Source organism: Candidatus Binatia bacterium (assembly GCA_035631035.1).
Lineage (GTDB): Bacteria > Eisenbacteria > RBG-16-71-46 > SZUA-252 > SZUA-252 > DASQJL01.
Window position 1 is genome coordinate 60728 of record DASQJL010000112.1, and the last position, 12983, is coordinate 73710.

Sequence of the window (12983 nt, forward strand, 5' to 3'; positions counted from 1 at the left end):
GTGCCCCATGCCGCCTTTCGCGCGTTCGTGGACGCGCACGACGATTTCCTGATCCTTTCCCACATCGACCCCGACGGCGACGCCGTGGGCTCGTCGCTCGGACTGGCGTGGGCGCTCCGGCCCATCGGGAAGCGCGTCACCGTGGCGAACGATTCGCCGCTCCCGGCCAGCCTGCGCTTCCTGCCCGGATGGGAGGAGATCCGCCTCGCCTCCGAGCTTCCCGAGCCCTTCCGCGCCGTCTTCGTCCTCGACTGCTCGTCGCTGGACCGCGTCGGCCGCACGGGCATCGCCGCGATCGCGCCGGGCGCCGCCATCGCCTGCGTGGACCACCACGCCGGCACCGACGGGTTCGGCGATCCGCGCCTGGTGAACGTGAGCGCGAGCGCCACCGCCGAGCTGATCGTCGAGATCCTCCAGGCCAGCGAGCTTCCGATTGGGCCCGAGGCGGCGGCCTGCCTCTACGCGGGCATCGCGTCGGACACCGGAGCGTTCCGGTTCCAGAACACCACGCCGCACGTGCTGCGCCTGGCGGCCCGCCTGGTCGAGCGCGGCGCCGATCCCTCGCGCACGGCGCGCTCCCTGTTCGGCCGGAAGTCGCCGGCCAGCCTTCGCGTGCTGGGGCTGGCGCTCGCCTCGCTGGAATCGCGGGCCTCGGGCAAGGTGAGCGTGCTCACGATCTCCCGCGCCATGTTCGACGAGGCGAAGGCCGCCCCCGAGGACGCCGACGGGATCGTCCAGTACGCGCAGTCGGTGAACGGCGCCTTGATCGGCGTGCTGATCCAGGAGACCGCGCCGGGCGAGGTCCGGATCTCCTTCCGCTCCGACGGCAGCGTGGACGTGAACGACATCGCCGGCCGCTTCGGCGGCGGCGGCCACCGGAACGCCGCGGGCGCCCGGCTCCGGGGCGAGCTCTCCGTGGTGCGCGAGTCGGTGCTCCAAGCCCTCGAACAGGCGGTACATGGCGGACCTCCTGCACCTCGTGGATAAGCCGGAGGGCTGGACGTCGCACGACGTGGTCGCCCGCCTGCGCGGCATCCTGGGCGAGCGCCGGATCGGCCACGCCGGAACCCTCGATCCCTTCGCGAGCGGCCTCCTCGTCCTGGGCGAGGGGCGCACCACGCCGCTCCTCTCCTGCATCGGACTCCTCCCGAAGCGCTACGTCGCGCGGGCGCTCCTGGGCGTCGTGACCGACACGCAGGACCGCACCGGCCGCGCGGTGGCCGAAGCGCGGCCGGAGTCGATCCCGGGACGCGATCAGGTCGAAGCGGCGCTCGCCGCCTTCCGGGGACCGATCATGCAGTGCCCGCCCGCCTACTCCGCGGTGAAGGTGGGCGGGGAGCGCTCCTACCGCGTGGCGCGGCGAGGCGGCGACCCCGAGCGGAAGCCGCGGCCGGCGCACGTCTACGCGCTCGCGCTTTCCGACGGGGCGCAGCACCCCGAGATCGCTTTCGAGGTCACGGTCAGCCGCGGCACGTACGTGCGCACGCTGGCGCACGACCTGGGGCAGGCGCTGGGATGCGGCGCCCACCTGACGGCGCTCCGGCGGACGGCGATCGGCCCCTTCCGCGTCGAGGACGCGCTCTCCCCCTCGCGGGAGGCGGGGCTCGGCGCCGAGCGCTTCCGCGAGCGCGCGCTCGCTCCGGAGCGGGCCCTCTCCTTCCTGCCGCGGGTGCGGCTGGATCGGAACGAGGCGGACCGGCTCCGCTACGGCGCGGCGCCGGCTTCCGATCCCGCGCGGCTCGAAACGGCGCCCCAGGACGACCCGCTGCCGCCCGGAGAAGCGGGATGGCCGGTGGCGCTCCTCGACGGCGACGGGACGCTGCTCGCGCTCGCGCGGCCGATGGAGTCCCAGCGCCCGGGCGAGCCGATGGCGCTCCTGCGCGTGATGAGCGCGGCGCCCGAGCGGACCCCCGCGGCCGGGGAGGCGCGATGACCGCCGCGGCCCCCTCCGAGGGCGCCCCGGTCCCGGTGCCGGTCGCCGGGCGGCCGATCGCGCTCACGATCGGCGTCTTCGACGGGCTCCATCGGGGGCACCGCCGGGTGATCGAGGCCACGGTGGCCGCGGCCCGCGAGATGGCCGGCGCGGCGTGGGTGGCCACGTTCGACCCGCACCCCGACACGGTCGTGCGCGGCGTCGAGCCCCGCCCGTGGATCACCCCTCCCGAGGAGCGGAAAGCGCTGCTCCATGCCCTCGGCGTGGACCGGGTCGAGGTGATCCGCTTCGATCACGCCGTCCAGGAGCTTCTCCCCGAGGGGTTCCTCGACCGGATCCTGGGCCCCGGCGCGCCGCTTCGGGTGCTGGTCGTCGGGCCCGACTTCCGGATGGGGAAGAACCGCGTGGGGGACCGCGCCTACCTCGAGGAGCTGGGGAAGCGGCGCGGCTTCAGCGTGCGGGAGGCTCCGTTTCTCATGGGCAACGGCGCCAAGCTCTCGAGCACGCTCCTTCGCCGGGAGATCGAGACGGGGCTCCTGGAGGAGGCGGCCGCCATCCTGGGCCGGCCCTACGCCCTGGAAGGGACCGTGGGGAGCGGCGCCGGCCGGGGCACCGGCCTGGGGTACCCGACGGCGAACCTCGAGGTGTCCCCCCAGAAGCTCCTTCCGGCCAGCGGCATCTACCTGTCGGAAAACGAGCTGGAGGGGCGGATCCAGCCCGGCATCACCTACGTCGGGAGCGCCGGCACGTTCGGCCCCGGCCCGGTCCGGGTGGAGGTGCATCTGCTCGACTTCACCGGGAGTCTGAGGGGGAAAGGGCTTCGGACGCTATTGATCCGGCGGCTCCGCGCCGATAAGGTGTTCGACTCGCCGAAGGCGCTCATCGAGGCGATGGACAAGGACTTGGCCGAGGCCAGGGCCTGGTGGGGAAGCGCCCGCGGCGCGACGACCCGCGGCTAGCACGGAAATGCTTGCAACGTGAACGCTCTGTGATACATTCCCGCTCCAGAGAGAGAGGGAAAGTCAAGGAGGTGGCACCGGTGCCGTTATCGCCTGAACGGAAGCGCGAAGTGATCGGACAGTTCAAGACCCACGAGGCCGACTCCGGGTCGGCCGAAGTCCAGATCGCGCTTCTCACCGAACGAATCAAGTACCTGACGGAGCACTTCAAGGTCCACAAGCGCGACCATCACAGTCGCCGCGGACTGCTCCGAATGGTGGGTCAAAGGCGACGGCTACTCGACTATCTGAAGGCGACGAAAGTCGAGCGCTACCGGGCAGTGGTCAAGGAGCTGGGCCTCCGCAAGTAGGCTCCTCCCCGCGTCCGTCCTGTACGGGCCGCAGGGGACCCCGCCGCGCAGTTCCTCCCGAAGACACCCTTACGAGCCCTCGAAGGCTTGAGCCCTCGAGGGGGCGCCGTATTCGGCCCATGGTTCGCCGGCGGCGTCGTGTCCTTCGAGCCAGTCGCTACAAAAGGAGATGAGAATGCCCGAATCAGTAAGCCTTGAGCTTGGCGGCCGCACGTACCGCATCGAGGTCGGGAAGGTGGCCAAGCAGGCTTCGGGTTCCACGTGGGTCCAGTACGGCGAGACCGTGGTGCTGTGCGCCGCGGTCGCCAGCAAGGATCCGATCGAGAAGGACTTCTTCCCGCTCAGCGTGGAGTACCGGGAGAAGACCTACGCCGCGGGGCGCATCCCGGGCGGCTTCTTCAAGCGGGAAGGGAGGCCGACGGAGAAGGAGATCCTCTCCAGCCGGCTCATCGACCGCCCGCTCCGTCCGCTCTTTCCGGACGGCTACCGCAACGAGATCCAGATCATGTGCACGGTCCTCTCCTCGGACCAGCTGAACGACTCCGACATCCTCGGCGTCACCGGCGCTTCGGCCGCGCTCATGGTCTCCGACATTCCCTTCCCCGAGCCGGTCTCCGCGGTGCGCGTGGGGCTGGTCGAGGGGAACATGGTCCTGAACCCCACCTTCGCCGAGCTGGACGAGTCCACGCTCGACCTGGTGGTCGCGGCCACCGACTCCAACATCGTGATGGTGGAGGCGGGCGCCCGCGAGGTGCAGGAGAGCCAGATCGTCGAGGCGCTGGAGTTCGCGCACGAGGCGATCCGGAAGCTGAACCGCATGCAGCACGACCTGCGCGAGCGGGTCGGCAAGCCCAAGCGCACCTTCCCGCTCCCGCAGCGCGACGAGACGCTGGCCAAGCAGATCGCCTCCGAGTACGGCGACCGGGCCCGCCAGGCGAACCGCACCGCGGAGAAGCACGCGCGGCAGGACGCCCTCGACAAGCTCCGCGACGAGGCGGTCGCCAAGTACGAGGCGTCGAACCCCGGCTCCGGCAAGCTGGTGCGCCAGGTGCTGAACGAGCTGGAGGAGCACGACGTCCGCCATATGATCGTGAAGGAGCACAAGCGTCCCGACGGCCGCGGCTTCGACGACATCCGCGCCATCGCCTGCGAGGTGAGCCCGCTCCCGCGCACGCACGGCTCGTCGCTGTTCACGCGCGGCCAGACCCAGGCGCTCGTGGTCGCCACCCTGGGCACCAAGGTGGACGAGCAGCGGGTCGAGGAGCTGGAAGGGCAGTCGTGGAAGAGCTTCATGCTCCACTACAATTTCCCGCCCTACAGCGTCGGCGAGGTCCGTCCCTTCCGCGGCCCCGGCCGCCGGGAGATCGGCCACGGCGCGCTCGCCGAGCGCGCCCTCGAGCCCCTGATCCCGAGCGACGTGGACTTCCCCTACACCATCCGCATCGTCTCCGACATCCTCGAGTCGAACGGCAGCTCGTCCATGGCGACGATCTGCGGCGGGAGCCTCTCCCTGATGGACGCGGGCGTGCCGATCAAGTCGCACGTCGCGGGCGTGGCGATGGGGCTGGTCAAGGAAGAGAACGAATTCGCCATCCTGACCGACATCCAGGGGGTGGAAGACCACCTGGGCGACATGGACTTCAAGGTCGCGGGCACCAAGGACGGCATCACGGCGCTCCAGATGGACATCAAGATCGCCGGCGTCTCCTACGCGCTCATGGCCGAGGCGCTCGAGCGGGCCAAGAAGGCGAGGATGTTCGTGCTCGGCAAGATGGACGCCGCGATCGCGGCGCCGCGCTCCGAGCTCTCGCCGTACGCGCCGCGCATCTACATCATGATGATCGACCCCGACAAGATCCGCGAGGTCATCGGACCGGGCGGCAAGATGATCAAGAAGATCAGCGCCGAGACCGGCACGCAGATCGACATCGAGGACACCGGTGAGGTCCGCATCGCCGCCTTCAGCGGCGCCGACGGCGACCGCGCGCGGGAGATCATCCGCGGCATCACCGAGGATCCGGAGATCGGCCGCGTCTACCAGGGGATCGTGCGGCGGGTGGTGCCGTTCGGCGCCTTCGTCGAGATCTCGCCCGGCAAGGACGGGCTGGTGCACATCTCCGAGCTCGAGCCGAAGCGGGTCGAGCGGGTCGAAGACGTCATCAACGAGGGGGACACCGTCCTCGTCAAGGTGATCGGCATCGACCGCGAGGGGAAGATCAAGCTGAGCCGCAAGCAGGCCCTTCCGGGCTACGTGCCGTCCGAAGAGGACGGCGCGTCCGACCGCGGCGGCGACAGCCGCCGGGGCGGCGGCGGCGGGCGAGGCGGCGACCGCGGTCCTCGCGGGCGGCGGCCGGAGCCGTCGCGGCGTTGACGCGGTACCCGAACCGATTCGAAAGCAGGCGGCGGACGGAGGCTTCGGCCTCCGTCGCCGTTTACAGCAAGCGCGCCCCCCGAAGCGGGCGCTCGAGGAGCGGAACGCCATGAGCGACACGGGACGCTTCCATCGAACGCTCTTACCCTCCGGCCTCACCGTGATCGGCGAGGAGATGGACTCCGTCCGCTCGCTCGCCATCGGCGTCTGGATGAAGGTGGGTGCCCGCCACGAGGACGCCGCGACGAGCGGCATGTCCCACTTCCTGGAGCACATGGTCTTCAAGGGCTCGCGAACCCGCGACGCCTACCAGATCGCGCTCTCCCTCGAATCGGTGGGGGGCCACCTCGACGCGTTCACGGGACGCGAGTCGACCTGCTTCTACGCGCGGGCGCTCGAGGACCACCTGGACCTCGCCGTGGACGTGCTCGCCGACCTCTCCCTCTCCCCGCGCCTCGACCCGGCCGACGTCGCCAAGGAAAAGCAGGTCGTGGCCGAGGAGATCCACAACTACGACGACACCCCCGACGACTGCGTGCACGACCTCTTCGCGGACGTCGTCTGGAACGGGCATCCCCTGGGGAACCGGATCCTCGGGAGCGAGGCCTCGGTGACCGCGTTCACCCCCGAGGAGGTGGCCGCCTACCACGGCCGCCACTACACGGCGGGGAACATGATCGTGGCGATCGCGGGGCGCTTCGACTGGCCGCGCGTCGTGGACCTGGTGGAGCGGCATTTCGCCCCGGCCCCGGCGGGCGCGCCCCCGGCGCCGCCGCGCGCGGCGAACGGCGCGGGGCGCGAGGTCGTGCATCACGTCCGCGACCTGGCGCAGCAGTACCTGTGCATCGGCGCCCCGGGACTGCGCCAGGAAGATCCCGACCGCTACGCGCTCGTCCTGCTCTCGACGGTGCTGGGGGGCGGCATGTCGTCGCGGCTCTTCCAGCGCGTGCGGGAGCAGGAGGGGCTCGCCTACTCCGTCTACACCTACTCCGATTCCTACGAGGACGCCGGGATCTTCTGCGCCGCGATGAGCGTGCACCCCTCGCAGGGGCGGAAAGCGGTGCGCGTCACGCTCGAGGAATTCGACCGGATCATCGAGTCCGGGATCACCCCCGAGGAGCTCGCGTCGGCCAAGGAGCAGCTCAAGGGGAGCCTCCTCCTCGGTCTGGAGAGCACCTCGAACCGGATGCACCGGATCGCGCGCTCCATCCTGTACAGCGGGCGCTTCCTCCCGGTCGACGAGCTGGTGCGCACCATCGACCGGATCACCGCGGAGGAGGTGCGCGAGATGGCCGTGCGCGTGCTGGACCGCGACCGGCTCTCCCTGGTCGCCCTGGGCGCGGATCAGAACGGAGCGTTCTCCGAAGCGGACCTGAACCACCGGGAGGTCGCATGACGGCCGAAGCGCGGGAATCCCAAGCGATGGAGCGGAGCGGAGCGGCGGCGGGCGAGATCGGCGTGCGCGTCACGCTGCTCCCACACGCCGCGGGCGCGCCCGCCTACGAAACCGAGCACGCCGCGGGGATGGACCTGCGCGCCGCGATCGAGGGGGAGCTGACCCTCGCCCCCGGCCGCGTGGCGCCGGTCCCGACCGGCATCCGGATCGAGATCCCACCCGGCTACGAGGGGCAGGTGCGGGGCCGGAGCGGCCTGGCGCTGCGGCACGCCGTGGGGGTGCCCAACGCCCCCGGCACCATCGACGCCGACTACCGCGGCGAGGTGACGGTCCTCCTCGTGAACTGGGGCACGGAGCCGTACGTGGTGCGCCGGGGCGACCGGGTCGCGCAGCTGGTCCTGGCACCGGTCGCGCGGGCCCGCCTGGAAATCGCGGAATCGCTCACGGAGACGGCGCGGGGCGCGGGCGGCTTCGGCCACACCGGCCGTTGAGGCGCGCCGAGCCCGGGCGGGAACGGGCCCCGGGAACCGCGGGTTCCTAACGGTACGATGCCCACCCCATACGGACGGTCCCTTCCGATCGCGATCCTGACCGCCCTCGCCTGCGCCGGCGCTCTGGGCGGCCTCGTCGCGGCCGTCCGCGCGCAGACGGATGCGCCCGGCGCGGTCGCGTCGGCCCTCGCGGCGGACTCCCTGGGAGACGGCGGCGCCTCCGCCGACACCTCCGGCTTCGGCCCCTACGTCACGGCCGAAGAGCGGAAGCGCTTCGCGCGCGTGCCCTGGCGGATCGGCGAGTACTTCCAGTTCTCGATCGACTGGAACGGCCTGAACGGCGGCTCCAGCCTGATGCAGGTCCAGAACCTCCACACCATCGACGGCCACCGCGTCTACCGCATCGTCACCAAGGCGGAATCCAACTCGTTCGTGTCGCGCTTCTACAAGGTGCGCGATCGCGCCGAGTCGTTCATCGACGCCGAGACCCTGATCTCGCGCCGCTTCGTGAAGCACCTGCGCGAAGGCGGGTTCAAGCAGGACCTCGACGTGCGCTTCGAGCAGGAGCAGAAGAAGGCGGTCTACGCCGGCGGGCCCACGGTGGACGTGCCGGCGCAGGTGCACGACGTGCTGTCGGCGTTCTACTACGTCCGCACGCGTCCGCTGCCGATCGGGAGCTCCTTCACCATCCCGACCCACGACAACCGCAAGTCGTACGCGATGGAAGTGAAGGTCCTGAAGCGGGAGCGGATCGAGGTCCCGGCGGGGAAGTTCGATTGCATTCTCGTCGAGCCCGTGCTCAAGTCCGAAGGCGTGTTCCAGTCCAAGGGAAGCATCTTCGTCTGGCTCACCGACGACGAGCGGCGGATCCCGGTGCTCGTGAAGAGCAAGGTTCCGGTCGGCTCGATCTCGGTCAGCCTGACCGACATGCGGCTCTCCTTCGAGCGGACGCGATGAGGAACCCGCTGGATCCGAAGGCGGGGCGCTCGCGCCACGAGCGGATCGACCTTCGCGGCGTGCGCACCGTGCCGGTGGACAAGCGCCCGAGCAAGGTGCGCGTGGAGCAGTTCGCGCCGGCGCCCGATCCCGCCGCGCCGATCGCCTCCCTGGACCAGTTCCTGCCCGACCTCCTGACCGGGAGCGCGCTCCGCGAGCTGCTCGAGCACTGGGTGCTCGCGCGGAACGCCGGGCGGCCCGCGGTCGCCATGATCGGCGGGCACGTGGTGAAGACCGGCGTGCAGCGCCCGCTCCTCTCCCTGATGGAGGCGGGGGCGTTCACCGCCCTCGCCATGAACGGGGCGGCCGCCATCCACGACTTCGAGATCGCCTTCTTCGGCGCGACCTCCGAGCCGGTGGAGGAGACGCTCCTGACCGGGCAGTTCGGGCTGGTCGAGGAGACGCCGATCCTCATGAACCAGGCGGTCAAGGAGGGGCTGAAGCGCGGGCTGGGGATGGGCGAGTCGCTGGGGGAGTTCATCCTCGACGCCGAGGCGCCGCACGCCTCGCTCAGCCTGCTCGGGCAGGCCGTCGCGCGCGACCTTCCCGTGACGGTGCACGTGGCGTTCGGCACCGACACCATCCACCAGCATCCCTCGTTCGACCCCGCCGCCACCGGCGCGGCCACGCACGCCGACTTCACGATCTTCGCGGCGGCGCTCCGGGAGATCGAGGACGGCGTGGTGTTCAACTTCGGCTCGGCGGTGATCATGCCGGAGGTGTTTCTCAAGGCGCTCTCCACCGTCCGAAACCTCGGCCACCCCGCCGCGCGCTTCGTCGCCGCCTCCTTCGACCAGATCCGGCACTACCGCCCCGAGAAGAACGTGCTGGAGCGGCCGCTTCGCGCCGGCGGCAAGGGGTTCGCGTTCGTGGGCCCGCACGAGCTCTGGATCCCGCTCCTCGCCGCGCTCTACCTGGGACGCGCGCCCCACGCGCGATGACGCGGCCCCGGGCGTGGCTGACGCTCCTGGGGCTCGCGATGAGCGCCGCGGCGGTGGCGCTCCTCCTCCGCTCCATCGACGCGGCGGACACCTGGCGCCGCCTCCGGGCCGCCGATCCGCTCTGGTTCCTGGGCGCCTGCGCGGTGACGACGGCCAGCTACGTGGTCCGGGCCGTCCGCTGGGGAGAGCTCCTCTCCACCACCGCGCGCCCCTCCTTCCGGCGGCTTTTCTCCGCGACGATGATCGGGTTCCTGGCGATCAACACCCTTCCGGCCCGTCTGGGAGAGCTGGTCCGCGCCTACGCCCTGTCCCGGTCGGAGCGGATCTCGACGGCGACCGTCCTCGGTTCTGTCGCCGTGGAGCGACTGCTCGACCTCGCGGCGCTGGGTGTTTTCTGGTCGCTGTCGCTGGGGGTTGCTTCTCTGCCCGCCTGGTTCCGGTGGAGCGGATTCGTCACGCTGGGGCTCACGGTGGCCGCGGCCGCCGGGCTCCTGGCCCTGCACCGCTTCGGCGGCTGGCGGGCGCTGGGCGCGGAGAACGGCATCCTGCGCCGCCTTCCCGAGAAGCCCCGGCGCGCCCTCGCGGCGGCCATTCCCGCGTTCGGGGAGGGGGTGCGCAGCCTCGCCAGCCCTTCGATCCTGATCCGGGCCGGCCTCCTGACGGCCGCGATGTGGATCGTGACCGCGGCCGTCTTCCTCATGACCGGAGCAGCCCTTGGGATGGCGCTGCCGCTCTGGGCGCCCTGCCTCCTGGCCTTCATCGTGTGCGTGGGGATCATGGTTCCATCGTCCCCCGGCTTCGTCGGGGTGATGGAAGGCGCCTGCGTCGTGGGCCTTGGCCTCACGGGGGTCCGAGGACCGGAGGCGCTGGCCTACGGAGTCCTGTATCACGCCACCCAGCTCGCCCCCCTGGTCCTTCTCGGGACCTGGTATGCCGTGCGGGAGCACGTGGGGGGAGAGGTTTTGCACGGCGTCCCCGAAGCGCCGCCTCCGGCAGACCGAAAAAATAGGCGACACTGACGCCCTAAGTCGCTACCCCGCTGTAACTGTAAAGCTTTTTTAGTTGACTCCGGGTGGCACCATTGCTATACTGGGCCTTGCAATAAATCCGCGCTCAGAAGGCACTTAGGGTAGGCAAGTACCGCAATGGAGGGAGGATGGAGTCGTCCCACCCGAGGACGAATGCCATTGTCGGTGGGCATGGCTTCCATCTCGTTGCATTTACTACCCTGGTTGCGGCATTGAGTTTCACGCCCTGGGTTGCCGCCGTGCAGCCGGGCGAGCAGCCGTGGGGGCTGCTCGCGTTTCGCATTGCCGGTTACGCGGCGCTGGCGGCGGTCGGGTTCGCCGGCGCGAGGGGCGCCCTGTCGTCCGGGGGACGCAGCTCGCGCGCCGCACTGGCGGCCATCGCGATCGTGGCGGTCGCGGCCCTGTCGGCCGCGCTATCAGTGCACCGGGGCAAGAGTCTCGAAGCCATGCTCAACGGTCTCGGCATCCTGGGCTTGTTCCTCGCGGCGGCGCTGCTGGTGCGCGGCGCGCGCTGGATTCGCGCCGTCGCGCTGATCGAGGTCCTGGCCGCCGTGCCGGTCGCCCTCCTCGGCATCGCCCAGCACTTCCGGCCGGATCTCGTGCCGGCCGAGAGCAGCTATCCCGGCCGCGCCCTCGGCCCCTTTGGCCAGCCCAACCGCTTCGGCGGTTTCCTCATCGCCTCGATCCCTCTCGCCATCGCCCTCGCCTTCGCCGTTCCCGGCTACAATCGCGTGCTGCGCGTCGCCCTCTTCGCGGCGGTTCTCGTGCTGGCGCTCGCCCTCGTCTACACCTACTCGCGCGGCGCTTGGCTCGGCCTGGGCGCCGGGCTCGTCGTCCTGGCCGCGCTCCTCGTCCGATGGCCCTCGCTCCGTCCCGAGCCCGCGCTCGCGGCGGCCGCGGCGGCGCTGCTCGTGATTCCGATCCTCATGGCGCTCCCGTCCATCGCCGGAAGGCTCGCGTCGCGTCCTGCCGGGGCGGCCTGGAACCTTCCGATCGATCCCGAGCGCGAGGGAAGCGGCGCGATGCGCCGCGCGGTTTGGGCGGGCGCGCTCGCGGCCGCATCGCACCGTCCGCTGCTGGGCTGGGGCGCCGGGGCCTTCCGCGAAGGGTACGACCGCTCCAAGAGCGCGACCCTGAAGCGGCTGGAGGCCGAGGGCGGGCGCACCGCCGACCAGGCGCACAGCTTCTATCTCGAAACCCTCGCGGAGCGCGGCGCTCTGGGTCTCGCCGCCTTCCTGCTCTTCTCGGGGCTGGTTCTGGCCGGGGGACTCGCGGCGCTCGGAACGGGCGCGCCGGCCGAGGCCCGTCTCCTCTCGGCCGGCCTTCTCGCTTCGCTCGCGGCGCTCCTCGTCCACGCCCTCCTCGAGGACAACCTCTCGTTCGCCGCGCACGGCGCGGTCTTCGCGGCGAACGCGGGGCTCCTCGTGGCGTCGGCGCCCGGCCCCCGGCGTTCGCTCCGGCTTCGCGTCCCCGGCGTCCTGGGTCTCGCCGCGGGGCTCGCGGCCGCGGTCCTGGCCGTTCTGAGCGCGTTCGGCGCCTCGGCGGCTCAGGCCGGCGGACAGGCCATGGCCGGCGGCGCGGCCGAGACGGCGCTCGCGAACTATTCGCGCGCGGAGCGGCTCGCGCCGTGGAACGACGCATACGCGATCGGCGCCGCGCACGCGGCGGAGGCCGCAGCCAACGGGGGCGTCCAGAGCGAGCGCCTCGGCGAGGCCGAGCGCTTCTACCGCAGCGCGATCGCGGCGAACGGCAGCGATCCGGTCACGCGTCACGAGCTGGCGCGGCTGTACCTGGCGCACCCGGACCGGTTCGGCGCGGAGGGGGGGCGCGCCGCCATCGGAGAGCTCCGGGCGGCGCTCGCGCAGAACCCGTATTACGCCGAGATCCGGAACGACCTGGGCGTGGCCCTGGTCCGGAGCGGCGATCTCGCCGGCGCGTCGCGCGAATTCGAGACGGCGTCCCAGGGACGCCGCGCGTTCGTGGACCCGCTGGTCAACCTGGCGGCGCTCGCGATTCAGCGCGGCGACCGGGCCGAGGCGGCGCGCCGGATCGGGGAGGCGCTCGCGCGCGACCCGGGTTCGGAGCGCGCCCGCGCCATGCAGGCCGAGATTTCCAGAGTCATCCGGTGAACCGAGCCGCGCGCCGCGCGGCCGTGAACGTTTTGAGGAACGAGGAAACCATCAGAAACAGAGCGAGAGGAGGTGAGCAGCCGGCCGTTTCGGTTGTGGTCAGTCGGAAACACTGAAATTTCGCACCCGCGTCCAAGTCTTGTGGTTCGTTTGAGGGAGGACAAGCAATGCGCAACCGAGCTTATCTACTGGTCGCTCTCCTCGGTCTCGTGACCTTGGCGGTCGCGCCCGGGTTCGCGGCGGCTGCCCAGGTGTCTCTGTCGGGCAGCGTTGCGGCGCGCGCGGCGGCGGTGTCGGGGCCGGTCATCAGCGTCACGCCGTTGAGCCATGATTTCGGGGTCGTGAACGTGGGGAGCATGCAGACGTTCACGTACATGATCAGCAACACC

12 protein-coding genes are annotated in these 12983 nt (G+C 71.2%); all 12 read left to right on the forward strand.

Features of this window, described 5'->3' with window-relative positions; all coding sequences use genetic code 11:
- Entirely contained in the window at window positions 1-987 is a 987-nt protein-coding gene (locus VE326_12155) for a bifunctional oligoribonuclease/PAP phosphatase NrnA (GenBank protein HYJ33961.1), read from the forward strand.
- Window positions 959-1933 carry a tRNA pseudouridine(55) synthase TruB gene (gene truB, locus VE326_12160; GenBank protein HYJ33962.1) on the forward strand — a complete coding sequence of 325 codons (975 nt, stop codon included), beginning with the start codon at window positions 959-961 and terminating at the stop codon, window positions 1931-1933. Before VE326_12155 ends, truB begins: the two co-directional genes overlap by 29 nt.
- Window positions 1930-2892: a riboflavin biosynthesis protein RibF gene (gene ribF / locus VE326_12165; GenBank protein ID HYJ33963.1), complete on the forward strand. Its 963-nt coding sequence runs from the start codon at window positions 1930-1932 to the stop codon at window positions 2890-2892. The genes truB and ribF overlap by 4 nt, the downstream gene beginning before the upstream one ends.
- Before the next feature lie 80 nt (window positions 2893-2972).
- Window positions 2973-3242 (forward strand): 30S ribosomal protein S15, encoded by a 270-nt coding sequence (gene rpsO / locus VE326_12170; protein HYJ33964.1) that lies wholly within the window; start codon window positions 2973-2975, stop codon window positions 3240-3242.
- A gap of 175 nt (window positions 3243-3417) precedes the next feature.
- Window positions 3418-5613 carry a polyribonucleotide nucleotidyltransferase gene (gene pnp / locus VE326_12175; protein ID HYJ33965.1) on the forward strand — a complete coding sequence of 732 codons (2196 nt, stop codon included), beginning with the start codon at window positions 3418-3420 and terminating at the stop codon, window positions 5611-5613.
- A gap of 109 nt (window positions 5614-5722) precedes the next feature.
- Window positions 5723-7009 (forward strand): pitrilysin family protein, encoded by a 1287-nt coding sequence (locus VE326_12180; GenBank protein ID HYJ33966.1) that lies wholly within the window; start codon window positions 5723-5725, stop codon window positions 7007-7009.
- Window positions 7010-7035: 26 nt separating this feature from the next.
- A complete protein-coding gene (gene dut, locus VE326_12185) occupies window positions 7036-7500 on the forward strand; it encodes a dUTP diphosphatase (protein HYJ33967.1) in 465 nt (154 codons plus the stop codon).
- A gap of 57 nt (window positions 7501-7557) precedes the next feature.
- Window positions 7558-8457 (forward strand): DUF3108 domain-containing protein, encoded by a 900-nt coding sequence (locus tag VE326_12190; protein ID HYJ33968.1) that lies wholly within the window; start codon window positions 7558-7560, stop codon window positions 8455-8457.
- Window positions 8454-9437, forward strand: coding sequence for a hypothetical protein (locus tag VE326_12195; GenBank protein ID HYJ33969.1), 984 nt, complete (start codon window positions 8454-8456; stop codon window positions 9435-9437). Before VE326_12190 ends, VE326_12195 begins: the two co-directional genes overlap by 4 nt.
- A complete protein-coding gene (locus tag VE326_12200) occupies window positions 9434-10456 on the forward strand; it encodes a lysylphosphatidylglycerol synthase transmembrane domain-containing protein (protein HYJ33970.1) in 1023 nt (340 codons plus the stop codon). Before VE326_12195 ends, VE326_12200 begins: the two co-directional genes overlap by 4 nt.
- Window positions 10457-10677: 221 nt before the next feature.
- Window positions 10678-12594, forward strand: coding sequence for an O-antigen ligase family protein (locus VE326_12205; protein ID HYJ33971.1), 1917 nt, complete (start codon window positions 10678-10680; stop codon window positions 12592-12594).
- Between the two features lie 167 nt (window positions 12595-12761).
- Window positions 12762-12983, forward strand: a 222-nt coding sequence (locus VE326_12210) for a hypothetical protein (GenBank protein HYJ33972.1), incomplete at its 3' end; no start/stop codon positions are given.

What these genes read in the sequence shown, in the direction of transcription:
- VE326_12190 (HYJ33968.1), top strand. Translation starts at nt 7,558, where the DNA reads ATGCCCACCCCATACGGACGGTCCCTTCCGATCGCGATCCTGACCGCC.
- VE326_12200 (HYJ33970.1), top strand. Translation starts at nt 9,434, where the DNA reads ATGACGCGGCCCCGGGCGTGGCTGACGCTCCTGGGGCTCGCGATGAGC.
- dut (HYJ33967.1), top strand. Translation starts at nt 7,036, where the DNA reads ATGGAGCGGAGCGGAGCGGCGGCGGGCGAGATCGGCGTGCGCGTCACG.
- VE326_12180 (HYJ33966.1), top strand. Translation starts at nt 5,723, where the DNA reads ATGAGCGACACGGGACGCTTCCATCGAACGCTCTTACCCTCCGGCCTC.
- ribF (HYJ33963.1), top strand. Translation starts at nt 1,930, where the DNA reads ATGACCGCCGCGGCCCCCTCCGAGGGCGCCCCGGTCCCGGTGCCGGTC.
- pnp (HYJ33965.1), top strand. Translation starts at nt 3,418, where the DNA reads ATGCCCGAATCAGTAAGCCTTGAGCTTGGCGGCCGCACGTACCGCATC.
- VE326_12195 (HYJ33969.1), top strand. Translation starts at nt 8,454, where the DNA reads ATGAGGAACCCGCTGGATCCGAAGGCGGGGCGCTCGCGCCACGAGCGG.
- truB (HYJ33962.1), top strand. Translation starts at nt 959, where the DNA reads ATGGCGGACCTCCTGCACCTCGTGGATAAGCCGGAGGGCTGGACGTCG.